At 64.0% G+C, this 23647-nt stretch carries 24 protein-coding genes; 11 read left to right on the top strand and 13 right to left on the bottom strand.

Annotated features, from left to right (window positions below; all coding sequences use genetic code 11):
- Positions 1 to 8: 8 nt before the first annotated feature.
- From tssC to tssA, 3 genes are read right to left on the bottom strand one after another with little or no spacing between them, the layout of a single operon-like run.
- Positions 9 to 1514 (bottom strand): type VI secretion system contractile sheath large subunit, encoded by a 1506-nt coding sequence (gene tssC / locus EOD29_RS09285; protein WP_066989059.1) that lies wholly within the window; start codon positions 1512 to 1514, stop codon positions 9 to 11.
- Positions 1515 to 1517: 3 nt separating this feature from the next.
- Entirely contained in the window at positions 1518 to 2054 is a 537-nt protein-coding gene (gene tssB / locus EOD29_RS09280) for a type VI secretion system contractile sheath small subunit (protein ID WP_066989057.1), read from the bottom strand.
- A 5-nt stretch (positions 2055 to 2059) separates the two neighbouring features.
- Positions 2060 to 3259 (bottom strand): type VI secretion system protein TssA, encoded by a 1200-nt coding sequence (tssA, locus tag EOD29_RS09275; protein WP_067327623.1) that lies wholly within the window; start codon positions 3257 to 3259, stop codon positions 2060 to 2062.
- A 332-nt stretch (positions 3260 to 3591) separates the two neighbouring features.
- On the opposite strand from tssA, the gene tssH reads away from it, so the two are divergent.
- The 9 genes from tssH (at position 3592) to EOD29_RS09230 (ending at position 13339) form a co-directional block, all read left to right on the top strand.
- On the top strand, positions 3592 to 6432 hold the full coding sequence (tssH, locus tag EOD29_RS09270; RefSeq protein ID WP_127246507.1) for a type VI secretion system ATPase TssH: 2841 nt from the start codon (positions 3592 to 3594) through the stop codon (positions 6430 to 6432).
- Between the two features lie 96 nt (positions 6433 to 6528).
- Positions 6529 to 6837, top strand: a complete 309-nt coding sequence (locus EOD29_RS09265; protein WP_245466744.1) for a hypothetical protein — start codon at positions 6529 to 6531, stop codon at positions 6835 to 6837.
- Positions 6838 to 7118: 281 nt separating this feature from the next.
- Complete coding sequence (locus EOD29_RS09260; protein WP_066989051.1) at positions 7119 to 8321, top strand: ABC transporter substrate-binding protein; 1203 nt, start codon at positions 7119 to 7121, stop codon at positions 8319 to 8321.
- Between the two features lie 80 nt (positions 8322 to 8401).
- Positions 8402 to 9268 (top strand): branched-chain amino acid ABC transporter permease, encoded by an 867-nt coding sequence (locus EOD29_RS09255; protein ID WP_127246506.1) that lies wholly within the window; start codon positions 8402 to 8404, stop codon positions 9266 to 9268.
- Positions 9269 to 9275: 7 nt separating this feature from the next.
- On the top strand, positions 9276 to 10253 hold the full coding sequence (locus tag EOD29_RS09250; RefSeq protein WP_127217174.1) for a branched-chain amino acid ABC transporter permease: 978 nt from the start codon (positions 9276 to 9278) through the stop codon (positions 10251 to 10253).
- Between the two features lie 3 nt (positions 10254 to 10256).
- A complete protein-coding gene (locus EOD29_RS09245; RefSeq protein WP_095776295.1) occupies positions 10257 to 11036 on the top strand; it encodes an ABC transporter ATP-binding protein in 780 nt (259 codons plus the stop codon).
- The gene (locus tag EOD29_RS09240; RefSeq protein WP_066989044.1) at positions 11033 to 11755 is read left to right on the top strand and encodes an ABC transporter ATP-binding protein; all 723 of its coding nucleotides are present in this window, start codon (positions 11033 to 11035) and stop codon (positions 11753 to 11755) included. Before EOD29_RS09245 ends, EOD29_RS09240 begins: the two co-directional genes overlap by 4 nt.
- 11 nt (positions 11756 to 11766) lie before the next feature.
- Entirely contained in the window at positions 11767 to 12513 is a 747-nt protein-coding gene (locus EOD29_RS09235; RefSeq protein WP_095823899.1) for an aspartate/glutamate racemase family protein, read from the top strand.
- Positions 12514 to 12631: 118 nt separating this feature from the next.
- On the top strand, positions 12632 to 13339 hold the full coding sequence (locus tag EOD29_RS09230) for a GntR family transcriptional regulator (protein ID WP_095823898.1): 708 nt from the start codon (positions 12632 to 12634) through the stop codon (positions 13337 to 13339).
- Positions 13340 to 13373: 34 nt separating this feature from the next.
- On the opposite strand, the gene EOD29_RS09225 is transcribed toward EOD29_RS09230, so the two are convergent.
- Positions 13374 to 14330, bottom strand: coding sequence for a LysR family transcriptional regulator (locus EOD29_RS09225; protein ID WP_127246505.1), 957 nt, complete (start codon positions 14328 to 14330; stop codon positions 13374 to 13376).
- An 84-nt stretch (positions 14331 to 14414) separates the two neighbouring features.
- On the opposite strand from EOD29_RS09225, the gene EOD29_RS09220 reads away from it, so the two are divergent.
- Positions 14415 to 14594 (top strand): hypothetical protein, encoded by a 180-nt coding sequence (locus EOD29_RS09220; RefSeq protein WP_245322305.1) that lies wholly within the window; start codon positions 14415 to 14417, stop codon positions 14592 to 14594.
- Between the two features lie 13 nt (positions 14595 to 14607).
- Positions 14608 to 15165, top strand: a complete 558-nt coding sequence (locus tag EOD29_RS09215) for a hypothetical protein (RefSeq protein ID WP_245475289.1) — start codon at positions 14608 to 14610, stop codon at positions 15163 to 15165.
- Here EOD29_RS09215 and EOD29_RS09210 read toward each other — a convergent pair.
- The 9 genes from EOD29_RS09210 to EOD29_RS09170 all read right to left on the bottom strand — a co-directional run bounded on the left by EOD29_RS09210 (position 15131) and on the right by EOD29_RS09170 (position 23629).
- Complete coding sequence (locus EOD29_RS09210) at positions 15131 to 16189, bottom strand: ROK family protein (protein WP_245475288.1); 1059 nt, start codon at positions 16187 to 16189, stop codon at positions 15131 to 15133. The two genes, EOD29_RS09215 and EOD29_RS09210, sit on opposite strands and share 35 nt — an antisense overlap.
- Positions 16189 to 16911, bottom strand: coding sequence for a ribulose-phosphate 3-epimerase (locus EOD29_RS09205; RefSeq protein ID WP_067327651.1), 723 nt, complete (start codon positions 16909 to 16911; stop codon positions 16189 to 16191). Before EOD29_RS09205 ends, EOD29_RS09210 begins: the two co-directional genes overlap by 1 nt.
- Positions 16908 to 17726 (bottom strand): alpha/beta hydrolase, encoded by an 819-nt coding sequence (locus EOD29_RS09200; protein WP_127246504.1) that lies wholly within the window; start codon positions 17724 to 17726, stop codon positions 16908 to 16910. The genes EOD29_RS09205 and EOD29_RS09200 overlap by 4 nt, the downstream gene beginning before the upstream one ends.
- Positions 17726 to 18544, bottom strand: coding sequence for a sugar phosphate isomerase/epimerase (locus EOD29_RS09195; protein WP_127246503.1), 819 nt, complete (start codon positions 18542 to 18544; stop codon positions 17726 to 17728). The genes EOD29_RS09200 and EOD29_RS09195 overlap by 1 nt, the downstream gene beginning before the upstream one ends.
- On the bottom strand, positions 18544 to 19620 hold the full coding sequence (locus tag EOD29_RS09190; protein ID WP_127246502.1) for a Gfo/Idh/MocA family oxidoreductase: 1077 nt from the start codon (positions 19618 to 19620) through the stop codon (positions 18544 to 18546). Before EOD29_RS09190 ends, EOD29_RS09195 begins: the two co-directional genes overlap by 1 nt.
- 4 nt (positions 19621 to 19624) lie before the next feature.
- Positions 19625 to 20446 carry a sugar phosphate isomerase/epimerase gene (locus EOD29_RS09185; protein WP_095801123.1) on the bottom strand — a complete coding sequence of 274 codons (822 nt, stop codon included), beginning with the start codon at positions 20444 to 20446 and terminating at the stop codon, positions 19625 to 19627.
- A 63-nt stretch (positions 20447 to 20509) separates the two neighbouring features.
- Positions 20510 to 21352, bottom strand: a complete 843-nt coding sequence (locus tag EOD29_RS09180; protein WP_127246501.1) for a carbohydrate ABC transporter permease — start codon at positions 21350 to 21352, stop codon at positions 20510 to 20512.
- Between the two features lie 3 nt (positions 21353 to 21355).
- On the bottom strand, positions 21356 to 22252 hold the full coding sequence (locus EOD29_RS09175) for a sugar ABC transporter permease (RefSeq protein WP_095776286.1): 897 nt from the start codon (positions 22250 to 22252) through the stop codon (positions 21356 to 21358).
- A 129-nt stretch (positions 22253 to 22381) separates the two neighbouring features.
- Positions 22382 to 23629 (bottom strand): sugar ABC transporter substrate-binding protein, encoded by a 1248-nt coding sequence (locus EOD29_RS09170; protein ID WP_067327674.1) that lies wholly within the window; start codon positions 23627 to 23629, stop codon positions 22382 to 22384.
- Positions 23630 to 23647: the final 18 nt, after the last annotated feature.

Here is a 23647-nt window from a genome sequence, read left to right as displayed (position 1 = left end):
TTGCGATTTCACCCCTTCACTGACGGCAGTTCGGACACCAGCCGGAGCGAGGCATTGATGCCTTCCAGCTGGTAGTGCGGACGCAGATAGAAACGGGCGTTGTAGTAACCGGGCCGGCCTTCGACACTGTCGACCTGGACCTCGGCCGCGGCGAGCGGGCGCTTGGCGCGCGCCTTGTCGTCGGCAAAGGCTGGATTGGCCAGCACGTACCGGTTGATCCATTCGGTCAACCAGATCTGCATATCGGTGCGTTCCTTGAACGAGCCGATCTTGTCGCGCGCGATCGCCTTGAGGTAGTGGGCGAAGCGCGAGACCGGGAACAGGTAGGGCAGGTTGGCGCTGAGCCGCTCGTTGGCCTGCGCGTCGGGATCGACCAGACGCCCGGCTCGGGTCTCGTCGTCCTGCAGCGAATGGGCGCCGATGAAGGCCGCAAGGTCGGTGTTCTTCCGGTGCAGGATCGGCATCAGGCCGAGTTTGGCGAGCTCCGCTTCGCGCCGGTCGTCGATAGCGACTTCCGTCGGGCATTTCATCGCGATCGATCCGTCGTCGGTCGGAAACGCGTGCACCGGCAGGTTGAGCACCGTGCCGCCGTTTTCGACGCCGCGGATCTGTGTGCCCCAGCCAAAAAGCTTGTGGCTGCGGTTGATGTTGACGCCCATCGGGAAGGCGGCGTTCATCCAGACATATTTGTTGTGGTCGCCTCCCACCTCTTCCTCGAAGGTGAAACCCTTCACCGGAACGGTTTCCGAGCCGTAAGGCAGGCGCGCCAGCACCCGCGGCATGGTGAGGCCGATATAGCGGGCGTCCTCGCTCTCGCGCAGCGACTGCCACGAGGCATAGGCCGGGTTGTTGACGATCATCTGCAGGTCCTGCGGGTTGGGCAGTTCCTGCCAGCTGTCCATGCGGAACAGGCGCGGCGAGGCGGCGGCGATGAAGGGCGTGTGCGCCGAGGCGCAGACGCCGGAGATGTTGCGCAGCAGGCCGACGTCGCGCGGATGGTTCGAGAATTCGTAGGCGCCGAGAATGCAGCCGATCGGCTCGCCGCCCAGCATCGAATACTCGTCCGTATAGACCTTCTTGAAGATCGGGCTCTGGTCCCACATCTGGCCTTCATAGTCTTCCAGCGTGTCGGCCAGCTGTTCCTTGGAGATGTTCATCACCCGGATCTTGAGCTTCGTATCCGTCTCGGTGTTGTTGACGAGATACCAGAGGCCGCGCCAGGTGCCTTCCATCTCGCGCACTTCCGGCGCGTGCAGGATCTCGTTGACCTGCGTCGTCAGCATCTTGTCGATGCCGGCGATCAGCGACTTGATCGACTTGATCGCATTGGACGAGATGGTGGTGGTTTCGGAGCGCGACTGCGCCGCCAGCGCCAGGTTGCGCACCAGCTGCTGGAGCTTCTCGCTGTCGTCCTTCTTGACCTTGAAATCCTTTTCCAGGAGGCCGCTGAATTCGCCGAGGTCAATCGCTTCCGCCTCGGCGGTGGCGGCTGCGGTTTTTTGCTGTTCAGCCATGACTTACTCCTCGCCCTTGCCCTCAGAAATCGCCTGGCCGGCGATCTTGCTCAGCAGCGGTTCGTTGTTCAGAAGCTGCGCGATGCGCTTTTCGGCGTCGACGCGGCCGTCCATGAAGCCGAGCAGCTCTTCGAGCTGCCGGCGCATCTTGAGGATCTCGGCCAGTTGCGGGACCTGCTCAGCGATCTTGTCCGGCGCGAAATCGCCCATCTTGGAGAAGGTGAGATCGATCGCGAGCTCTTCGTCCCGCTCGGCGCCCTCGGCTTGCGGGAGTGTGTTCTTTACTCGTGCCTTCACCCGCGGCCCCATGGCCTCCATGAACTTCGGGAACCGATTGGCGTCGGTCTCGACGAAGTTGCGGTCGAGCACTGACTTCACCGCTTCCTTGGTCTGTGAAGCGCCGGAAAGATCGGCCATCACGGCCATGACGAACGGCAGTTCGATCGTTGTCGGGCTGCCGTAGGTCTCGACGTCATAGGCGATCTGCACGCGCGGGGCGCGGTTTCTTTCGATGACCTTCGCTTTGCTCTCTGCTGGCATGCTTGTTACCTTTCATCCTTCTGGGCCGGCTTCTTCGGATCGGGGACACCGGCAAGCAGCCGGAACTCCTTCAGCCCCGATGGGGCGAGATCTTCCATCAATTCCACGAAATCCATGTGCACCATGCGGCGCACGCGGCGGGCGAGATGCGGGATCGGGCTCGACGGCTCGGTGCGGTCATAAAAGGCGACGACGAGATCCAGGCATTTGACGACGTCGTCGCGCGAGGTGATCCGGTCGGGCAGCCCGGCGCCCGGTTCCGCATAGCTTGCGACACTTGCCATCGATTCGGCTCCCCTCGCTTCGGCGCCCATCCTTTCGGCGCCATGGCCGTTTGGGCCGGGCGCTGCCGGTTCCGCCGGCTGCGGGATTGGCTTTGCGGCCCCGTTCGCCCCGGCACCGGCGGCGGAATTCCGCTCCAGCGTCGTCAGCAATCGCTGCAGGAAGCGTCTCAATTCCGGAATGGCGGGGCCATTGCCGTCGATGCGCTTGTTGAGGGCGGCGTCGACCTCGTCGAGAGCGGCGATCACCGCGCGGGCGTCGGCGAGCAGCGAGGTCATCGCCTCGCCGGCCTGATCGACTTGCGCCTTGCACCCGGTGCGCACCCGGTTCACCAGCTGGTTGTGGCCGCTCACCAGCGCCGCCTTTTCCGCCGCGCCCAGTCCCGAAGCAGCCTCCTGCAGCATGACGTGTTCGTCGAGGCTGCCCTTCTCCAGGTCCTCTCCCTTGATCGGGCCGACCGTGCGCGGCGCAAAGAAGACCATGCCGCGCAGATCCTTGAGCAGCCCGTCCTGGCTGTTTTGCAGGTCGATCAGCGCATTGATGCGCCGCAAGGCAGCCTCGCGCGGCGTGGCGCCAGAGCGCAGTGCCGGATGCATCGTTTCCCAATGCCTGTCGAAGGTTTGGGCGATCAGCGTCAGGCCTTCGGCGAGCCCGCCCAGCTGTTCTTCGTTGGCAAGGGCACGCACAACCAGGACGAGTAGGCGCAGGTCCCGCCCGTGCGACCGCAACTCCTCCGCCTTGGTGAGTACGACGGACCAGTCGACCGGAACATCGACTTCCGATTTGTTGTTTCCTTCGTATTCGACCTTTTTCTGCTGTTCGGTCAGGCGCTCCAGCTCATGAAAGGCCGGGTCGTTACGCAAGTCCTCTCCCGACGGATTTTCACCGTTCAGAGGATTCAGCCAGAGTGCGAGATCAATCACACTAACCCCCAGCCAGCGGCCCTGAGACCCTATGTGACGCAACGTTACCACCGGCCTCGCGTCACGACAATTGAGCAGCTGCTCAAAAACTAACGGATGCTAAACGCGACCGTTTCTTTCAGCAAAACCCATTGCGCGATTGCCGGGCCGGGTATGTGAAATGGCTCGCATAGCCCGCACCGCAATCCGGTATTTCTTGCACGACATTGCAGAGCTTGTGTAACCGGGCAGTGCCGCCCGGATGGATCCAAACGCCTTATCCGTCACACGGCTTTGTCAAGCCGCCGCTTATATGGCAGGGTACGGTTGGCAGATTGCGGGAGCAGGTTCGAATGGAACAGCGCCGGTCATCGCAGAGCTTCAAGCGTAAGGAACTGGTCGCCAAGCTCAACGCCACGGGGGTGCGCGCCTTCAAGGCCGCGGCCGACACGGCCAAGCTGCGCGGCAATCCTTATGTGGAGCTCGTCCACTTCATCCAGCAACTGGTGCTGTCCGAGCGCTCGGACGTGCAGATGATCATCGCCGATGCCGGGTTGGACGTCAGCCGGCTGACGGCTGACATGACCCGGGCCATCGACAAGCTGCCTTACGGCGCGACCTCCGTCGAGGAATTCTCCGATCACATCTTCCACGCCATCCAGGAAGGCTGGAACCTGGCGACGCTGGAGTTCGGCGGCGAGGAGGTGCGCAGCGCCCATATCCTCCTGGCCTGCCTGAGGACGCCGGTACTGGAAGGCCTGGTGTCGAAAATCAGCGCCGAATTCGACAAAATCGATGCCGACGGCGTCGTTTCCCGTTTCGCCGATGTCACCGAAGGCTCGCTCGAAGCCGGCACACCTCCCGCCTCTGCCGCCGCCGAACAGCCGATGAAGCGCGGTCCGGGCGGAGATTCGGCGCTGGCCAAATACGCGACCGACCTCACGCTGCGCGCCCGCGACGGCAAGATCGACCCGGTCGTCGGCCGCGACCCGGAAATCCGGCAGATCGTCGACATCCTCATGCGTCGCCGCCAAAACAACCCGATCCTGACCGGCGAGGCCGGCGTCGGCAAGACGGCGGTGGTCGAAGGATTTGCGCTCCGCATCGCCCAGGGCGACGTGCCGCCGACGCTTGAGAATGTCAGCGTGCGCATGCTCGATGTCGGGCTGATGCAGGCGGGCGCCAGCGTCAAGGGCGAGTTCGAGAAGCGGCTGAAGGCGGTCATCGACGAGGTTCAGGCCTCCGAGGTGCCGGTCATCCTGTTCATCGACGAGGCGCATACGCTGATCGGCGCCGGCGGTGCCGCGGGCACCGGCGACGCCGCCAATCTTTTGAAGCCGGCGCTGGCGCGCGGCGAGCTGCGCACCATAGCCGCCACGACCTGGGCCGAATACAAGCAGCATATCGAGAAGGACCCGGCGCTGACGCGCCGCTTCCAGGTGGTCAAGATCGAGGAGCCGTCGGAAGCTGTGGCCGTGCTGATGCTGCGCGGCGTCGCCGGCGTCCTGGAGCAGCACCACAAGGTCCAGATACTGGACGAGGCGATCGAGGCGGCGGTCGCGCTCTCGCACCGCTACATTCCGGCCAGGCAACTGCCGGACAAGGCCGTCAGCCTGCTCGACACCGCCTGCGCCCGCGTCGCGGTCTCGCAGCATGCGACGCCGGCCGAGGTCGAAGACATTCTGCGCCGCCGCCAGGCGCTGGAGGTCGAGAGCGGCATCATCGGCCGCGAGGCGGCGATCGGCATCGAGGTCGCCGACCGTCAGGCTCGCGTCGATGCCGGGCTGGCGGAAACCGAGACCACCTTAGCCGCCGCCCAGGCGCGCTGGGATCGCGAGAAAGCACTGGTCGCCGAGATTCTTGACCTGCGCGCTAAACTGCGCGGTGAAGGTGTGCCGCTCGATGCGGCGGGGGGGGAGGCCGGGGAGGAAACCGTAGCGGCTGAGCCGGCTGCGTCCGAAACTCCCGAAGCAAAGGCGCCCGAGAGCAAGGCGGCTGAAACCAAGCCCGCGAAATCCAAGGGCTCGAAAGCCAAGGCGGCGAAGGGCGAGGCGGTCGAACCCGAGGCGGTCGTCGGAGAGACGATCGCCGAGGGATCGGCCGGTTCGTCTGCCGATCTCGCGCGGCTGCGCGAGCTGATGGCGGAGCTTGCCGCGGCGCAGGGCGAGACGCCGCTGATCCTGCCTTCGGTCGATCGCAATGCGGTCGCCGCCGTGGTGCAGGATTGGACCGGCATCCCGACCGGACGGATGCTGTCCAGCCAGACCGAGAAAGCGCTCAGGCTGGCCGCGACCCTTTCGGAACGCGTGGTCGGCCAGGATCACGCGATGGAGATGATCGCCAAACGTGTCCAGACCAGCCGCGCCGGCCTTGGCGCGCCGGAAAAGCCGGTCGGCGTATTCCTGCTCTGCGGCCCCTCCGGCGTCGGCAAGACCGAGACCGCGCTGGCGCTTGCCGAGACGCTTTATGGCGGCGAGCAGAACCTGATCTCGATCAACATGTCCGAGTTCCAGGAAGCGCATACCGTCTCGACGCTCAAGGGCGCGCCGCCCGGCTATGTCGGTTACGGCAAGGGCGGCATCCTGACCGAGGCGGTGCGGCGCAAACCCTATTCGGTGATCCTGCTCGACGAGGTCGAGAAGGCGCATCCGGACGTCCACGAAATCTTCTTCCAGGTCTTCGACAAGGGCATGATGGACGACAGCGAGGGCCGGCGCATCGATTTCAAGAACACGCTGATCCTGCTCACCTCGAATGTCGGCTCCGACGTCATCATGGACCGCACCAAGAGCGGCACCGTGCGGACCGGCATTGACGATCTCGACGCGGCCCTGCGCACGCCGCTGCTGAAAGTTTTTCCGGCCGCCTTCCTCGGTCGGGTGGTCACCATACCCTATTATCCACTGTCGGATTCGATGATCGAGGCGATCGCCCGCCATCAGTTCGGCAAGATCGCGCGGCGGCTTAAAGCAACCAACGATGCCGAACTGGTCATCGGCGACGGCGTCATGGATCTGGTCAAGGCGCGCTGCACCGAGATCGAGTCCGGCGGCCGCATGATCGACGCCATCCTCACCAACACGCTGCTGCCGGAGCTCAGCCGCGGCGTGCTCAACCGCTCGCTGGAGGGCGCGAAGATGACGAAGGTCACCGTCGGCGCGTCCAAGGAAGGTTTTACCTACTCCTTCGAGTAGCCGCAGCAACTCCGGGGAAGGAGTGTAGCGCCCAATCGGGCCAAGCTATTTTGAATGTGGAGTCGGGGAACTTTTGCTCCGCTGCCGATTTTGGATATGCTGCTGATTCGAATGGCCGGAAGGGTGCCGCCGATGACGAAAAACCTTGCGATCTCCGCTCTCGTTCTGGCCACGGCCATTGGCGTGTCCGGCGCGACGTTCGCCGGCGACCGGCAGCTCAAGCGCCCGGTCGAGCAGGAGCGCTACGTTCCGGCCGAAGGCGACCTCATCGACATCCTGTTCGGCGGACCGCGCTACTATGACGCCATGCTGGTCACTTCGGCGGCGGGCGCATGTTCGTACCACCGGAGGGGGCCGGACGCGAACGCGCTGAACAAAATCAACGACCATCACTGCGGAAAATGAGGTCTGCCCCGCGCCATTCGTACGGGCCAGCCGTCGGCAAGCCGCGACCGCCCCATTGATCATGCCGCGAACTGATCGTTCGCCGAGGTGGCTGGCCGTTCGGACAGCCAGTCCTCAGCCTGCCCCGCGGTTGGGCCGCTCTGCCGTCGCACACATTCAGCCCAAACATTGTATACAATAACAAAGAAATCTGTTGACAATCTGTCCCAGGCGGCTTCCCATAGGCTATCCGCGCAGCCAATGAGCAAAAACAAAAGCGCGATAACCAGAAGGGAACCGATATGATCAACCGACGCTCGACTTTGAAATCGCTGGTGCTTGGCGCCGCCTCGACCCTGGCCATGGCCGCCATAGGCATCCCGTCCGCGCAGGCTGAAAACAAGGAACTGAAGATCGGCTTTGTTGGTGTCACCAGCGGTCCCGCCGCCGCCTGGGGCACGTCCAATGTGCGCTCGATGCAGACGCGCGCCGCCTGGCTCAACGAAAAAGGCGGCGTCAAGATCGGCGACGACACCTACAACATCAACATCGTCACCTTCGACGACCAGAAGGATCCCAAGCGCGCCATCGCCGGCATGGAGAAGATGGCGCAGGAGGGCATCCACTATGTCGTCGGACCCAATGTCGATGACGGCGCTGCTGCGGTGCGCCCTGTCGCCGAGGCCAACGGCATCATCTATTTCCCCTACGCCTTCCCGAAGGCGCTCTACCAGAAGCCGGCCTCGAACGCCGTGCTCGGCATGATCGCCAACTACCAGTCGGGCCCGGCGATCTATAAATACCTCAAGGAAAACAAGGGCGTGAAGACGATCGCCTTTGTCGCCGCGAACGAATCCGACCCGCTCAGCCAGCGTGACAGCGGCGTCGAGGCGGCCAAGGCGCTCGGGCTCGACGTCGTCGCGCAGAACGACACGTACCAGAACGACACCCGCGACTTCACGCCGGTGCTGACCCCGATCGTCGCGCTGAAGCCCGATCTGCTGGTGCTGTCCGGCGTGGCGCCGGCCAACGCGCCGCTGCTCATCCGCGCCGCCCGCGAGCTCGGCTTCGAGGGCCTGATCTCGACCGAGACGGCGCAGGACGCCAAGGTTCTGGAGGAGGGCGCCGGCGAATACGCCAACGGCTTCATCTCCGTCGGCGGTGCCTCGACGCCGGAGATCGCTTCCGACGAGATGAAGGAGTTCGTCGCCCGCTACACCAAGATGTTCGGCGAGTATAACGACGAGTCCAATACCAAGGTTTACGCTTTGGAGTACATCATCGAGACGATGAAGGCCAATCCGGCCGCCATCAACAATGTCGACGAATTCAAGAAGACCATGGACACCTTCTCGGCGCCCAACCCCTTCCTCAAGGGCGACGCCAAGCTGAGCTATGTCGGCGCGACCTCCTTCGGCCAGAAGCGTCAGCTAGCCGTGCCGATGGTGGTCAACGAATACAAGGACGGCGCTTTCCAGACCCTGTTCGTCGGCTCCGTCGACTAGGTTTGGGTTCTAAGGTTACTTCCTCCCGAATGCCGGGGGTCCGGGCGATGCTCGGACCCCGCGGAAGATCGAAGGGATCCATGGAACAGGTCATCGCCAACGGATTGTATCTCGGCGCCCAGTACGCGCTGATCGCGCTCGGGCTAACCCTGATCTTCGCCCTGATGAACGTGCTGAATTTCGCCCACGGGCAGATGTACGTTCTGGGCGGGTTCATCACCTACACCGTCTACGGCCAACTCGGCCTGCCTTTCGTGGTGGCGCTGCTGGGCTCCGGTGTGACGCTCGCCGTCATCGGCGCGCTGATGGAGAGATTCCTCTTTCGAACGGTTATCCGCCGCAGTCACCGCGAGGAGAGCACCATGCTGCTCGCCGCCGCGACGGCCTTCTTCTTCGACGCCGTCATCCTGCTCATGTTCGGTGAGAAGCAGCGCGGCGTTCCCAAGATCGTCAAAGGCGTCTTCAACGAGGCCGGCATCATCATGCCTTATGACCGCCTGGTTGTCGGCGCTCTGGCCATCGTCTTCATCGCCGCCTTTGTCCTTTACATGCAGTACAGCCGGGTCGGCCGCGCCATGCGCGCGCTCGCTCAGGACCGTGTCGCGGCCCAGCTGATGGGTGTCAGGGTCGACCGCTATTCCATGATCGGCTTCGCGCTCGGTGCCATGCTGGCGGGCGTTGTCGGCGGCCTGCTGGTCACCATCACCGGCGTCAATTCCGGCATTGGCGGCCCGATCTCGATCAAGGCCTTCCTGATGGTGATGATCGGCGGCGCCGGCGTCGTCGGCGGGGCGATCGCCGGCGGCTTCATCCTCGGCATGATGGAATCGGTTGGCCTCACCGCGCTGCGCGAATATGGCGACGTCACCTATCTCGTCATCTTCGCCGCCCTGATGGTGTTTCTGTCGATCCGCCCCAACGGGCTGATGGGCAAGCCGTGGGGTTGATCGCGCCATGACCCGCAATCGCAATATGAAGATCGCTTCGGTCGCAGCCTTCCTGGCGATCGTCTTCATCGCCGTGCCGGCCGCGATCTCGGCCAGCGGCCGCATCGACCTCTACTACACGCTGACTTCGGTGGCGCTGCTCAGCATCGCCAGCGCCGGCGTGTGGCTCACCTTCTACATCGGTCGCATCAATATCGGCCAGGGCGCCTATGCGCTGATGGGCGGCTATGTCTCGGCCATACTGGTGATGAACGGCTGGTCGTTCTGGCTGACGCTGCCTGTCGCGGGTCTCTTCTGCGCCGGCGCGAGCGTGCTGATCGGTCTGCCGATCCTGCGGTTGCGCGGCGTCTATTTCGCCATGGTGACGCTGGTTCTGACTGAGGTCGTGCGGCTCTTGGCGCTGGCGCTGCCGATCACCAACGGCGCCAAGGGCATCGTCAGCATCCCGCTGCCCGGTGCGCTCTCGGTCTTCGGGCTGACCATCATCCCGGACTTCGCCACGCTGCAGAATTCGCGGCTCGCGTTCTACCTGCTGGCGGTCACGCTGATGGTGGGCTGCTTCGCGGTGATGTATCGGCTGGTCAACTCGCGCATCGGCAAGCTCTGCCAGTCGCTGCAGCAGAACGAGGAACTCGCCTCCTCGATCGGCGTCAACATCGCCTATCTGCGCGTCATCGCCTATGCGGTGTCCTCCTTCTTCGGCGGTCTCGCCGGCGCCATCTTCGCCGCCATCTCGCAGTCGATCTATCCGTCGAGCTTCACGGTCACCGATTCCGTCAACTTCATGCTGAACTGCTTCCTCGGCGGCCTCGGCTACGTGTTCGGTCCGATGCTCGGCACGCTGGTGCTCTATTTCGGCTGGGACCTCTTGTTCCAGACCGGCCAATTCCAGCTCCTGATCTATTCCGGCCTGATGATCGTTTTGATGCTGGTGCTGCCCAACGGCCTGCTCAGCCTCACGGTTCCGACCCGGAAGAAGGCTTGAGCCATGGCCGAAATGCTCGAAGTTTCCGGCATCACCAAGCGCTTCGGCGGTCTCGTCGCGGTCAACAACGTCTCCTTCTCGGTGCGCGAGAAGGAGATTCTCTCGGTCATCGGTCCGAACGGCGCCGGCAAATCGACGCTGTTCAAGCTGATCTCGTCGTTTCTCAGGCCAACGTCCGGCGAGGTCCGCCTGAAGGGTGAACGCATCTCCGGCATGGCGCCGCATATCGCCGCGCGCAAGGGCGTCGTGCGCACCTTCCAGGAAACGACGATCTTCAAGAACATGAGCGTGCGCGACAACGTCATTATCGCGCATCATCTGCGCTCGAAGGCGAGCCTCGTCGGCTTCTTTCTCGGCACCGGCACGGCCAAGGCCGACGAAGCGGCTTTCGGCCAGTCCGCCGACGAGATCCTGGCGCTGCTCGGCCTGGCCTCGCTTGCCAGTGAGATCGCCCGCAACCTGCCACATGGCCATTTGCGGGCGCTGGGCATCGCCATCGGCCTTGCCACCGATCCCTCGATCCTGCTGCTCGACGAGCCCTTTGCCGGCATGAATCACGAGGAGACGATGCGCATGGTGGCGATGGTGCGGCGCCTGCGCGATCTCGGCCTTACCATCCTGCTCGTCGAGCACGACATGCCGGCCGTGATGAAGATCTCGGACCGCATCGTGGTGCTCAATTTCGGGCAGAAGATCGCCGAGGGAACACCGTCGGAAATCCAGGCCAACGAGAAGGTCATCGAAGCCTATCTCGGCAGCGAAGACGAGGCGATCGGGCTATGAACCAGATCCTGAACTTCGCCGGCGTCGAACTCTATTACGATCACGTATATGCGCTGAAGGGCGTCTCGCTCGAGGTCAATGAGGGCGAGACCGTCGCGCTGATCGGCGCCAACGGCGCCGGCAAGTCGTCGATCCTGCGCGCCATTACCGGGCTCAACCGGATAAGGTCCGGAGAGATCCACTACAGCGGCAAGCGCATCGACGGTGCCGCTCCAGACGAGATCGTCAAGATGGGCATCGCCATGGTGCCGGAAGGGCGCCGCGTCTTTCCCTATATGACGGTCAGGGACAACCTTTTGATGGGTGCCTTCACGCGCTCGAGCAAGGCCGAGATCGCGGCGACGTTGGAGATGGTGCTGGGGCGCTTTCCCCGGCTGAAGGAGCGCTTCTCCCAAGCTGCCGGCACGATGAGCGGCGGCGAACAGCAAATGCTGGTCATCGGCCGCGCGCTGATGGCCAAGCCGAAGCTTTTGCTGCTCGACGAGCCGTCGCTCGGAGTCGCGCCAAAACTTGTCCAGGACATCGCCCGCTCGATTGTCGCCATCAACCGCGACGAGAAGGTCAGCGTTCTGTTGGTCGAGCAGAATTCCCGCATGGCGCTTCGCATTTCGCAGCGCGCCTATGCGCTGACCACCGGCAGCGTCGCCCTGAGCGGCAACTCCGCCGAATTGCTGAGCGACGACCGGGTCAAACGTCTTTATCTCGGCGGCGAGATCTGAGGCTGATTTTAATGCGCATACTCGTCATCAACCCCAACACGACCGCCTCGATGACCGGCAAGATCGGCAAGGCGGCGACAAGCGTCGCCTCATCAGGAACCGAAATCGTCGCTGTCAATCCGGCCGATGGTCCGCCGAGCATCGAGGGCTATTTCGACGAGGTGTTCGCCGTACCGGGCATCATTGCCGAGATGAGCAAGGCGCCGGCGGCGGATGCCTATGTGATCGCCTGCTTCGACGATACCGGGCTCGACGCCGCGCGCTGCGCGACCGAAGCGCCGGTCATCGGCATCGGCGAGGCGGCCTTCCATCTCGCCAGCCTTGTCGCCGGCAAGTTCAGCGTGGTCACCACGCTTGCCCGCTCAGTCCCCGCCATCGAGCACAACCTTGCGAAATACGGTCTTTCCTCGCGCTGCGCCAAAGTGCGCTCGTCGGAAGTCGCCGTGCTCGAGCTTGAACGGCCAGGCTCGAACGCCAGGCATCGGATCTCGGACGAGATCGCGCGCGCCATTCGCGAGGATCACGCCGAGGCGATCGTGCTGGGCTGCGCCGGCATGGCCGACCTTGCGCACAGCCTGTCGCAAGAGCATGGCGTTCCGGTGCTTGACGGCGTCGTCTGCGCCGTCACCCTGGCCGAGAGCCTGTTCAAGGTCGGCTTGAAGACATCGAAGATCGGCGGCTATGCCGCCCCGCGAGGCAAGCGTTTCGCGGGTATCTTCGCTTCGGCGTCTCCCCCGGGCGCCGGTTCGCCCGGCTGAACGTGGCCCCGGGAGATCGATCCCGCGGGATTGACCGGGGCGCGAGCGCCATTAGATTGGACCGGCCGCTGGCGATTTGGGGGCAGAGCGGGCCGCGTCGGGCCTGCGCATTGAAAGCATGTTGACGGTACTCAGAGAAGACGATCGCGACGACAAGCCGGCAGCGCGCTGGTCGCCGATCTACTATGGGCTGAGAGACGCCATCGTCAGCCATCGTCTCGCTCCGGGCACCAAGCTGCCCGAGGACGAGCTGGCATCGATCTATTCAGTGAGCCGCACCGTCGTCCGCGCCGCCTTGCAGGCCCTTGCGCATGACCGGCTGGCGCGGCTGGAGCCCAATCGCGGCGCCTTCGTCGCGCAGCCTTCGAAGATCGAGGCGCGCGAAGTGTTCGAGGCGAGGGCGCTGATCGAACCCAAGGTGGCGGCGCTCGCCGCCAAGGCGGCGGTACCCTCCGACATCGCGCAATTGCGAATGCATCTCGAGAAGGAGCATGAGGCGCTGCATGCCGGTCGCGATAGCGACGCCATCATGCTGTCGGCGCGCTTCCATGTCGGCATCGCCGAGATCGCGGCGCATTCGGTATTCACCAACTTCGTGCGCGACCTCGTCTCCCATTCCTCGCTGATCATCGCGCTCTACTGGAAACGCCGCGACGCGACCTGCGAGAAACATGCCCATCACGCGTTGGTCGACGCCATTGAAGCCGGCGACAGCGCCGACGCCGCGGCGCTGATGAACAGCCATCTGGTCGATCTGCTCTCGGGGCTCGATCTCACCGACAAGGTCGAGAAGTCCGACAGCCTCGCTGATCTGCTCCGCATCTGAGAGAGGCGTGTGCCCGGTCGATCGGTCTGATGCGTTAAGCCTGAGCCTGCCGTCCCCTCGGCCGTTTTCGGGTGGTCTCGGCGCCGCCTCGATACCTGATGTGATCGATGAATGCGCGCAGTTTGGGCAGGACCTGATGTTTTTCCGGATAGTAGAGGAAGACACCCGGCGATGTCGCGGCGAAGGCCGAAAGCAGCGTTTCGAGGCGCCCGTCTGCGAGCGCCGCGGCGGCAATCGGGCTTGGCACCTGGGCAAGCCCGGCGCCCTGGATCGCAGCGCCAAGCAGCGTGGGATAGTCGTGTGCAATGAACGGCCCGGAAACGATTGCCTCGACCGCCTTGTTGCCCTTGGTGAAGCGCCACGGCGCGACCGAACCGTTCGATCGGCGCAGGCGCAGGCAGGCATGGTGGCGCAGATCCTCGATGCGCTCCGGCGTTGTTCGCTGGCGTAGATAGCCGGGACTGCCGACGACCACCATCGGAAAGGACGGCGTCAGTCGAACCGCGACCATGTCGGCCGCGATGAGGTCGCCGAGCCGGATACCGGCGTCAAATCCCTCGGCTGCGAGGTCCGCCAGTTCGCCGCTAGCGACGATCTCCAGCTCAATCTCGGGATAGGCCTGGCAGAAGGATGCGATCATCGGCTCCAGCAGCGTCGGCACCACCGCAGGCGGAACCGACAGGCGCAAAAGTCCAGCCGGCCGCTGGCCGATTTCGCGCGCGACCTCGCTTGCTGCTATCAATTCCTCGAAGGCTGGCCGGGCGCGCGAGAAAAAACGCTCGCCGGCTTCGGTCAGGCCGACGCTGCGTGTCGTGCGGACGAACAGCGCGGCGCCGATGCGCCCTTCCAAAGTCCGCACCGCCTGGCTGATCGCCGACGGCGTGACGCCAAGCTCCGCCGCCGCCTTGCGGAAATTGCGATGCCTGGCGACGCTCAGGAACGCCTCGACGCCGTCGAGCGCGCCATGCCGGACTGTGAAGTTTTGCTTCATGACCCATGGAGATTATCGCGGATAGTTCCCGGCACAAAGCGGTCGTATCTGTGTTGTCGATTGGAAGGCTGAAGGGAAGTGGCAATGACGGACGATTTGGATCGCGTGCGGTTGCGGGCGTCGGGGCCGCCGCCTTCGCTAAATCTCGGCGTCGTCATGGGGCCGGGTTCCGCGGATTATGCCGCCAATCTTGGACGCAATCTGTTGGAAGGCCGTCTCGGTATCCTGACGGCGGTATTCGAAGCCGTTCCAGCCAATGTCTGACGGGAGACAAAGAATGACGCCGGCCACGATCTTCAGCATCCATCTCCTCCTGGGCTACGTCCCGTGGCTGCTTTGCTTCGGCGCCTATATCTGGCCGAGGCTCAGGCTCATGGACCGCGTCGAGGCGCAGCGCGCCATCGCGACGCTGCACAGCTTCCGATTTTTCGGGCTGGCCTTCCTGGTTCCGGGCGTCGTTGGCCCGAACCTCCCGGCGGACTTCGCCGTCTTTGCCGCCTATGGCGATTTCGCGACCGGGCTGCTGGCCATGCTGGCGCTGCTTGGCGTGAGGCGGCCCTCGATCTTCTGGCCGTCCGTCGCAGCCTTCAATCTGGTAGGAATAGTCGACCTCGTCGGCGACTACTATCACGGCACCGTGCTTCATCTGCCCGAGCAGGCCGGGCAGCTGGGCGCCGCATACGCGATCCCGATCATCTATGTGCCCCTGCTGATGATTACGCACGTGGCCGCCCTTTATCTTCTGGCGCGACCTCAGCCCAAGACCGAGCCGGGCGCAGACAATAAGAAGGCGAGCGGTCTCAGTTCCCTTCGCTCTCCTTCATCCGTTCGATGATCGATCGGGCCGAAGCGCCGGCCTTTTCGACGGGCTTCGTCTGCTCATTCTGCACCATCGCCAGCGCCGTTCCCGGCTCGCCCTCCCACAGGATCAGGCTTGCCGCGCCGACCAGCCCGGCGCGATCGCCGAGCTCGGCCGGCACGATCGGCACGTCGCGATAGGCTTGCATGGCGCGTTCCTCGACCGTCGCCCTGATGCCCGGCGCCAGCAGATCGAACCCGTTTGCGAGGCCGCCCCCCATGACGATCAGGTCCGGCGAATAGAGATGCAGGAGATTGGTGAAGCCGATGCCCAGCCATTTCGCCTCGGTCTCGACCAGTTCGCGGGCGGCCGCGTCGCCGGCGCGCGCGGCATCCACGACATGCCGGGCCGAGACGTCGCCGTCGTCGGAAAGACGTCTGAGCACCGAGCCGTCGCCTGGCTTGGTGAGGCGGGTCGCCCGGCGCCCGAGCGCGGTGCCGGAAGCAACGGCCTCGAAGCAGCCGACGTTGCCGCAGAAACAGCGGTCGCCTTCGCCGGTGATGGTCATGTGGCCGATCTCGGCTGCGAGCCCGCGCCTTCCATGGTAGATGTGGCCATCAGCGACCACGCCGCCGCCGATACCGGTCGAGACGGTGACGAAGACCAGCGAGCCCGCGCCGCGGCCGGCGCCGAAACGCCACTCGCCGAGCGCCGCGGCATTGGCGTCGTTCTCCAGCCGTACCGGCAAGCCGAACTGGCGGCTGAGGATGTCGATCAGCGGCACGTTGTGCCAGCCGGCGAGCGTCGGCGGCCCGATGACGATGCCTGCCTTGGGGTCGAGCGGCCCCGGCGCGCACATGCCGATGCCGCTGACCTTTGCCTGCGGGTGTTCTTTAAGCAGCCTGTCCGCCAGCGCGATGATCTGGCCGATCACCGCTTCCGATCCGGCGCCGGCAAGCGTCGGCGCCGAGACGCGCTCGACGACTTCGCCACTGCGCTCGACCAGCGCGCCGCGCAGTTCCGTGCCGCCGAGATCGAAGGCAAGGGCGATCGTGCTCATCAGGCGGCGGCCTTCAGTCCATGCAGCCAGGCCATGCGCTGGGCGAGATTGGGATCGCCGAAAGCGAGCGAGCCCAGCACCACCGTGTCGGCGCCGGCGGCGCGCAGCAGCGGCACCGTCTCATGGCGGATGCCGCCATCGGCGGCGAGCCGGATGTCGCCCTCGCGGCCGGCCTTCCTCATCAGGGCGCGCGCCTCGACCAGCCTTGGGCAGGCTTCCTCGGACAGACTCTGTCCCTTGACCCCGATCGAGGTGCCGAGCAGCGTCACGAAGGCCACGCGTGGCAGGAACGGCTCGATCGCTTCAAGGGGCGTCTCCAGCCGCAGCACCACTCCGGCCTCTGCGTCGAGCTCACGCGCCAGCTTCACGGCGCGCAAGCCTGCCGCGCCATTCTCGGCATGGATGGTTACGAGATCGGCACCAGCCTCGATGAACTGGCGCGTCTGAGCCTCGACGATCTCGGCCTCGACCATCAGATGGACGTGGATCGGCTTCGCCGTCAGCTTGGCGATGCGCGCCACCATGTCGGGAAAGAACAAGAAGCCGGGGGTGAAGCGGGCGTCCGCCACGTCGATGTGGTGCAGATCGGCATGGGCTTCGATGCGCTTCAGGTCGCGCTCCATATTGGCGAGATCCGCCGACCACAGCGAGAATTCGCCGATAAGCCGGTTGCGCGGCAGTGCGGCTATTGCCGCGGGTCCGGAGACGGGTTTGGCGGTCATGACGGAATGAGGCTCCGGGCATTCGAGTTGGACTGGAGGAAGGAACTGATCTGCTCGTGCAGTTCGATGAAATGTCTGGCGCTGTTGCGCGCCTTCGGCGTGATCTCGGCGAAGACCGCGTGGGGCATCGCGGCGGCAAGCGTGTAGGCGCTCGACAGCGGATGCACCGCGTCCATCGGATTGCCGACGACCAGCGCAGGAATGTCGAGCGCCGCGACGTCGCTGTCGCAAACGCCTGGACCGTCGCTGGCGATGTCGGCGAGCACTTGCGCGAACCCCTTGGCGTCGGGCCGGTCGAAATAGCCGAGCAGCGAGGCCAGATTGTCGGGCGCCTCGCGGTAGAGCCGCGTGGCCGTGTCCGATCGTGCGAAGATCGTCCGCCCTTTGTCGGCCCCGTGTTCCAGGATGAGCTCGGCGGCCTCGGTGATCGGCCGCATGTTCTGCGGTGCCGGCGAAAACGTCCATGCCGGCCGCACCAGGACCAGGGCGGCGACGCGCCGCGGATGACGGCAGGCGAGGCGAAGCGCGATCGCGGCGCCCATCGAGACGCCGCCGGCAACGAAGCGGTCGAGGCCGGCACGATCGGCGGCGGCAAGCACATCGTCAGCGAAGATTTCGAACGAGAACGGCCGCCGCTTGCCAAGCCCAGAGCCGCCATGCCCGCGGCATTCCAGCGTGATGCGCCGGAAGCCTGCGGGGAAAGTCTGCGCGACCTGCGCCTCGCCGCCGCCGAGCCCATGCTGAAAGACGACCGCCAGGCCTTCGCCGGTGTCGGTCATATGCAGCGTGGCACCGTCGCGCAGCAGCGTGCCCATCACATGAGCCCCTTGAGGAAGCGGGCGACGCCCGGCGCTTCCTCGGCCGAAAGCCCGTGCGTCACCAGCGGCCCGTCGAAGCCTGTGGCCCTCAGGCGAGCGACGAAATCGTCGAAGTCGACCACGCCTCGTCCGGCCGTGGCGAAGCGCCCATCGGCGAAACGGTCCTTGGCGTGCGCAAGCGCGACATGACCCGCCGTGCGCTCGACCGCTTCGGCAACGATGCCGCGTGCCTCGTCGGCATTCGCTCGCTCGAACAGATTGGCGGGGTCGAGCACGATGCGCAGCCGGTTCGAACCCATTTCGGAATTCAGCCGCGCGGCGTCATCGGCGGAGGTGACGATGTTGGCTTGCTCCGGCTCGATGCCGAGATCGACGCCGTGGTGCTCGGCGAGCTGAAGCGCCTTCTCCATTTCCCGCGCCATGTCGGCCCAAGCCGAGGGATCGGCATTGTCGGGGTGGTGCGCCCATTGGTCCTCGGCGTTGCGCGTTCCGGTGCACAGTGTCACCAGCGGGATCGAAAGCCTGGCGGCTGCCTCAATGACCACCCCGAGCCGCCGCAGCCCGTCATCGCGCACCCGGCTGTCCGGATGCGCCATGTTGTAGGTTCCCGACAGCGCGACGAGACCGACGCCGCTAGCCTTGGCCGCTGCGTCGATGGCGCGGATCGTCGCGTCGGGAACATCGTCCGGCATCGACGGCAGGCCGGCGCAGCCAAGGTTGAACTGGGTGACTGCGAAGCCCGCTTCGCGAACGGCGGCGAGCACGCCGGCCGGCTCGCCGCCTGGAAAAATCTTGGCGAACACCCCGACCTGCATCAGATCGCTCCGGTGACGCCGGCGAGCTCAACGCGCTGGCCGCTTTCGACCGAGCGGGCGATCGCCACCATGGCGCGGATCGAAGCGAGCCCGTCCTCCACGGTAGCGCCGCGCTGCGGCTCGCCGTTGAGCACCGTGTCGGCGAGGCCTTCCAGTTGGCGGCGGAAGAAGTGGCCGTCGGCGCCGAGCGGCTTGCGCGACGTCGCGTCCTTCTCATGAAAAATGTCGACCTCGCTGGCGCGGAAATACCAGGGATTGAAGGTCTTCGCGATCACCGAGCCGTTCTCGCCATAGAGCTGGAAGCCCTCGTGCCAGTCCATGCGCACCGCAACGGTCAGGTCGAGATGGCCGAGCGCGCCATTGGCGAACTCCGTCTCGACGAACCAGCAATAAGCGCCGAAGCGTTCGTTGAGCCGCGCGCGCACGGCCGTGATGTCGCCGCACAGGAAGCGCGCCGTGTCGACCAGATGCGAGCCATGCGCCAGCATGAAATACTGTCTCAGGTCCGCCTTCGGATTGCCGGCCGGCTTCCTCGCCAGCTTGCTGGTGACGGGCAGCGGCTGCACGGCGTCGGTATTGGTGTAGCGATGGGTGGAATCGCAATACCAGGCCTTCAGCGCCAGGATCTCGCCCATCTCGTCGCGCACGAAATCGCGCGCCGCCTCCAGCGCCGGGTCGAAGCGCTTCATATGCCCGACCTGAAGCACCTTGCCGGAGCGCTTGACCGCTTCCGCCAGCCTCTCGCCTTCTTCGACGGAAATGCCGATCGGCTTTTCGCAAAGCACGTGCTTGCCTGCTTCGAGCGCCCTGATCGACATCGGCACGTGGTAGGCGTCGGACGTCGCGACGATCACCGCCTCCAACTTGGGGTCGGCGAGCATCTCGTCATAGTCGCCATACATTTTTTGCGGCTCGTAGGTGGCGCTCATGCGCGCAAGCAGGTCGGGCGCCGCGTCGCAGATCGCGTAGAGGTCGGCATTGGCCGCCTTCACGCAGGATTCCAGATGCGCGAACTGCGCGATCGGCCCGCAGCCGAGCACACCGACACGAAGACGACGGTCTTGTTTGCGGATCATCGCCTCAAGCCCCGTAGCCGCGCATGGTCTGGCGATTGGTCTTCACCGCGCCAGCCGGATCGGCGGCGGCGGTTTCGGATTCCTCCTCCAGCACCAGCCAGCCGTTGAAGTTGGGCGCGGCGCTTGCGATCTCGATCACCTTAGCCGTGTCGCAGACACCCTGGCCGAGCATCGCCCAACTGCCGTTGGCATCGACGTCTTTCAGATGCACATAGCGAATGCGGTCGCGATAGGTGGTGAGCGTATCGGCCATGTCCTGACGGCCGCGCAAGATGTGTCCGGTGTCCGGCACCCAGCCGACCAGCGATGGGTCAAGCAGGGAGAAGATGCGGTCATAATCGGCGCGGTCGAAGAGCAGCGTGTTGTGATGCGAGCTCGGATGCACAGCCACCTGCACGCCGGCCTTGCGCCCAAGTTCGCCGGCCTTGTTGTAGACCTCGGCGGCGATGGCGAATTTGTGGTCGCGCGGGCCGTCGGAGACGACGGTTGCCGAGCCCATCGACACCAGCGCTCCCGGAAAGGCGGCGGCGAAGTCGATCCAGCGACCGGCGGTTTCGAGGTCCTCGCCGATTTTCTCCTTGAGCGTGAAGCCGCTCTTCGAGCCGAAGGCGAACGAGACCAGCATGAGGCCGGATGCCTTCAACGCGGCGGCGAACTCCGCAGGCTTGCCGGCATAGCGACCGATCATCGTGTCGGTGATCTCGATGCCGGCATAGCCGCCGTCGGAAATCGCCTTGATGAGATCGTCCGGGCCGCCGCCAAAACGGTCGCCGAGCATCTCCCAGGTAAAAGTCTGGCAGCCGACTTTGAGGTCTTTCACGTTCATTCTTTCATTCCTTGATACCGCCCATTCCTTGGTGTCGCTCTGCGTCTTCATGGGAGGGACGTCCTACTTGACCGAGCCCGCGGTCATGCCTGCGAGGAAGAATCTCTGGGCAACGAGGTAGATGAGCAAAAGCGGTAACGAGCCGAGCACGCTCATCGCCATCATCTGGTTCCATTCGAAGGCGTGCTGCCCCATCAACAGCTGGATGCCGATCGGCACGGTGCGCATGGACGTCGACTTGGTCAGCGTCAGCGCAAAGAGAAATTCGTTCCAGCATAACAGGAAGGTGTAGACAGACGTCGCCACGATACCAGGCAGCGAGATCGGGACGATCACCCGCCAAAGCGCTGTCCAACTGGTGCCGCCGTCGACAGCCACCGCTTCATCGAGATCGCGGGGCAAGGTGTTGAGATATCCCGTCATCAGCAGGATCGCGTAGGGCAGCGTAAACACCAGGTAAGTCAGGATCAGCGCGATATAAGTGTCAAAGATGCCATATGAGACGACAAGCCCGAAGAAGGGGATGAGAAGCGTGATCGGCGGAATCGTCTGCGTGCTGATGATGAGTGTGTTCAGGCTGCCCTTGCCGCAAAAGTTGAAGCGGCTGAACCCGTAGGCCGCCAGCAAGGCGATCAGCACCGTCAGCACGGTCACCGCTGCCGCCACGAAGTAGCTGTTGAAGAAGAAGCGCAGCTTTACCGGGTCGCCAACGATGGCTGCGTACGCTTCCAGCGTGAAGGCCTTCGGCAGGATGGTTGGTGGCAGGGCAAAGATTTCAGTATTCGATTTGAACGAGCTGCTGAGCATCCAGTAGATCGGGAAGGCCGCGAAAAAGAGCCCCGCGACAAGCGCTACATGGAGCGCGACGGTGATCAGCTTGTCTTTCGGCGTGTGCCTTTTCCTCATGGACTACCGAGCCTTTTGATAACGGATGTAGAACAGCGTCAGGCCAAGCGAGATCAGCAGGATGACCACAGCGCTCGCCGACGCCTGAGACAGGTTGTAGCTCGAAAACGCCAGCTTATAGGTGTAGGTGCTGAGGACCTCGGTCGAGTAGATCGGACCACCGCCCGTCGTTATCCAGATCAATGGGAAGACCTGCATGGTCCAGATGAAGTCGAGCAGCGAGATGCTGATGATGATCGGCATCAACTGCGGGATCGTGATGAAGATCAGCTTCTGGTAGGCCTTGGCGCCGTCGATATCGGCGGCCTCGTAGAAATCCTTGGGAATGCCCTGCAGGCCTGCGAGCAGGCTGACCATGAAAAGCGGGTACCCCGCCCAGATATTGGCGAAGGTGACGGCGTGCAGCGCGGTCTCGGGCGAGGAAAACCACTCGACCTTGGAACCGATGATGCCCATCTGCATGAGAATGCTGTTCACGACCCCGTTCGGCTCAAGCAGGAGGCGCCAGATCACGGCGATAATCACCGCAGTGAACAGCCAAGGCAGTATGTAGAGCACGCGCAGAATATTGCGCAGCGTCGGATTGATGCGGTCGCTGTTCAGCATGAGTGCGAAGACCATGCCGATGGTCATGTGGAAAACGACACTCATGCAAGTGAAGTAGAGCGTGTGCCACAGCGAAGCCCAAAACACCGGATCGGCAAAGATCGCCTGGTAGTGTTTCAGTCCGGCAAAGGATGGGTCACGGCGCAGCACCGCGCTGTTCTGGAACGAATAGGCAATCACCGTCACCATCGGCAGCAGCATCAGAAGACCGATTATGAGGAGCGAGGGCGACAGATAGAGATAGGGTGCGACCGCTCGTTTCAGTCTGTGATGGGAGCGCTTCTGCGGGGTCATGTGCCAACCTTGAAATACGCCTTCAAGAGAAGGTGAGCTTCGGAACACGGGTCCACCGATCCGTTGTGGCCGGGTGGCCTGCCCGAAGTCAGGCCACCCGGTCGAGAAAGTGAACGGGGAACAGGCCGATCAGAATTTCGCCATCCAGCCCTTTTGAGCGTTGGCTGCGGCTTGTTCCGGAGACTGCTCGCCGGCAAGCATCTTCTGGGCTTCCACGTCGAACTGGGTCATCAGGTCTTCCGCCACCGGCAGACCCGTGAACTCGTTGGCGAGATAACCGGTCTTGAAGATTTCGAAAGCCTTTGCGAATGCCTTGTCGGACGTCACGAAATCGGGCTTGGCGTTGACGTTGCCCGGGAAGGCGTTTGCAAGCGACACGAGCTTGGCGTTCACCTTTTCACTCATCAGATATTGGACGAGCTTCCAGGCCTCCTCCTGGTGCTTCGAGCCGGCAGAGATACCGATGCCCCAGGAGGCATAGGGAAGGCCGCGCTTGCCGTTGTAGTTCTCCACGACCGGGACCGGGATGAGGTCGAAGTTCAGCTTGGGATTGCGTTTGCGGATGAGGTTCACATGCGCGAGCGAGTCGATCATCATCCCGACCCGGTCGTTGACGAATTCCTCGACCTTCTCCTGTTCCGTCTTGGTGGCGATGCCGGGCGAGATGGTGCCGGCGTCGTTGAGCGATTTCACGAAGCTGAGCATATCCACCACCGGTTTGCCCTCGAGGTCGGGCTTGCCATTCGCCATCATCGACTGGCCCGAAGCCCAGACCCACGACATCATGTCGTTCTGGACGCCGGACGGTGTTTGCAGCGACAGGGGCAGAACCCAGCCATACTGGTTCTTGTCGGCATGGGTCATCTTCTTGGCGGCTTCGAGGAACTCCGCGCGGGTCGACGGCAGCTTGCTCACGCCTGCCTGGGCGGCGAGGTCCATATTGACGAAGACCGGATAGACGAACGAAGCCACGGGAAACATCACCGCCTTGCCGTCCACCTTGATGATATCGGCGACCTGGCTCTTATCGAAGCCGCTCGCATCCATCATCGGGTTCATGTCGGCCAGCGCGTTCTGTGCGTTCAGATTGTTCACCCAGGCGCCATCGAGACCGACAACGTCGCTAAGCGTTCCGGTCGCAGCACCGACCGAGATCTGGTCTCGCGTGGTCGCATAGGGGCCGCTGACCAGCGTCACCTTGATCCCGGGGTTTGCAGCCTCGAACTCGTCCATGATTTTGCGCAAGGAGCCTGCGGGCAGCTCTGGCTCCCACCACTGCGTGAATTCCAGCGTCGTGTCCGCCATGGCGCCGGTTGCGCCGAGCAGCCATGCGGCCGCGGCCATTTTCAGCATCGCGGGTCGTATCCGAAACGTCATTTTCTCCTCCTTCTTAAG

Origin of the sequence: Mesorhizobium sp. M1A.T.Ca.IN.004.03.1.1, from assembly GCF_003997555.1 — a bacterium.
In the GTDB taxonomy this organism is placed as follows: domain Bacteria; phylum Pseudomonadota; class Alphaproteobacteria; order Rhizobiales; family Rhizobiaceae; genus Mesorhizobium.
The sequence above is the reverse complement of the archived record's forward strand: the minus strand, read 5'-3'. Positions and strand labels throughout refer to the sequence as shown.

Bases quoted from the DNA above. Each gene is read 5' to 3' on its own strand.
- EOD29_RS09205 (WP_067327651.1), bottom strand. From the start codon at position 16,911: ATGACCGCCAAACCCGTCTCCGGACCCGCGGCAATAGCCGCACTGCCG.
- EOD29_RS09210 (WP_245475288.1), bottom strand. From the start codon at position 16,189: ATGAGCACGATCGCCCTTGCCTTCGATCTCGGCGGCACGGAACTGCGC.
- EOD29_RS09195 (WP_127246503.1), bottom strand. From the start codon at position 18,544: ATGCAGGTCGGGGTGTTCGCCAAGATTTTTCCAGGCGGCGAGCCGGCC.
- EOD29_RS09200 (WP_127246504.1), bottom strand. From the start codon at position 17,726: ATGGGCACGCTGCTGCGCGACGGTGCCACGCTGCATATGACCGACACC.
- EOD29_RS09175 (WP_095776286.1), bottom strand. From the start codon at position 22,252: ATGACCCCGCAGAAGCGCTCCCATCACAGACTGAAACGAGCGGTCGCA.
- EOD29_RS09220 (WP_245322305.1), top strand. From the start codon at position 14,415: ATGACGGACGATTTGGATCGCGTGCGGTTGCGGGCGTCGGGGCCGCCG.
- EOD29_RS09180 (WP_127246501.1), bottom strand. From the start codon at position 21,352: ATGAGGAAAAGGCACACGCCGAAAGACAAGCTGATCACCGTCGCGCTC.
- EOD29_RS09185 (WP_095801123.1), bottom strand. From the start codon at position 20,446: ATGAACGTGAAAGACCTCAAAGTCGGCTGCCAGACTTTTACCTGGGAG.
- EOD29_RS09170 (WP_067327674.1), bottom strand. From the start codon at position 23,629: ATGACGTTTCGGATACGACCCGCGATGCTGAAAATGGCCGCGGCCGCA.
- tssH (WP_127246507.1), top strand. From the start codon at position 3,592: ATGGAACAGCGCCGGTCATCGCAGAGCTTCAAGCGTAAGGAACTGGTC.
- EOD29_RS09250 (WP_127217174.1), top strand. From the start codon at position 9,276: ATGACCCGCAATCGCAATATGAAGATCGCTTCGGTCGCAGCCTTCCTG.
- EOD29_RS09265 (WP_245466744.1), top strand. From the start codon at position 6,529: ATGCTGCTGATTCGAATGGCCGGAAGGGTGCCGCCGATGACGAAAAAC.
- EOD29_RS09240 (WP_066989044.1), top strand. From the start codon at position 11,033: ATGAACCAGATCCTGAACTTCGCCGGCGTCGAACTCTATTACGATCAC.
- EOD29_RS09255 (WP_127246506.1), top strand. From the start codon at position 8,402: ATGGAACAGGTCATCGCCAACGGATTGTATCTCGGCGCCCAGTACGCG.
- EOD29_RS09235 (WP_095823899.1), top strand. From the start codon at position 11,767: ATGCGCATACTCGTCATCAACCCCAACACGACCGCCTCGATGACCGGC.
- EOD29_RS09190 (WP_127246502.1), bottom strand. From the start codon at position 19,620: ATGATCCGCAAACAAGACCGTCGTCTTCGTGTCGGTGTGCTCGGCTGC.
- tssB (WP_066989057.1), bottom strand. From the start codon at position 2,054: ATGCCAGCAGAGAGCAAAGCGAAGGTCATCGAAAGAAACCGCGCCCCG.
- EOD29_RS09215 (WP_245475289.1), top strand. From the start codon at position 14,608: ATGACGCCGGCCACGATCTTCAGCATCCATCTCCTCCTGGGCTACGTC.
- EOD29_RS09225 (WP_127246505.1), bottom strand. From the start codon at position 14,330: ATGAAGCAAAACTTCACAGTCCGGCATGGCGCGCTCGACGGCGTCGAG.
- EOD29_RS09230 (WP_095823898.1), top strand. From the start codon at position 12,632: ATGTTGACGGTACTCAGAGAAGACGATCGCGACGACAAGCCGGCAGCG.
- EOD29_RS09260 (WP_066989051.1), top strand. From the start codon at position 7,119: ATGATCAACCGACGCTCGACTTTGAAATCGCTGGTGCTTGGCGCCGCC.
- EOD29_RS09245 (WP_095776295.1), top strand. From the start codon at position 10,257: ATGGCCGAAATGCTCGAAGTTTCCGGCATCACCAAGCGCTTCGGCGGT.
- tssC (WP_066989059.1), bottom strand. From the start codon at position 1,514: ATGGCTGAACAGCAAAAAACCGCAGCCGCCACCGCCGAGGCGGAAGCG.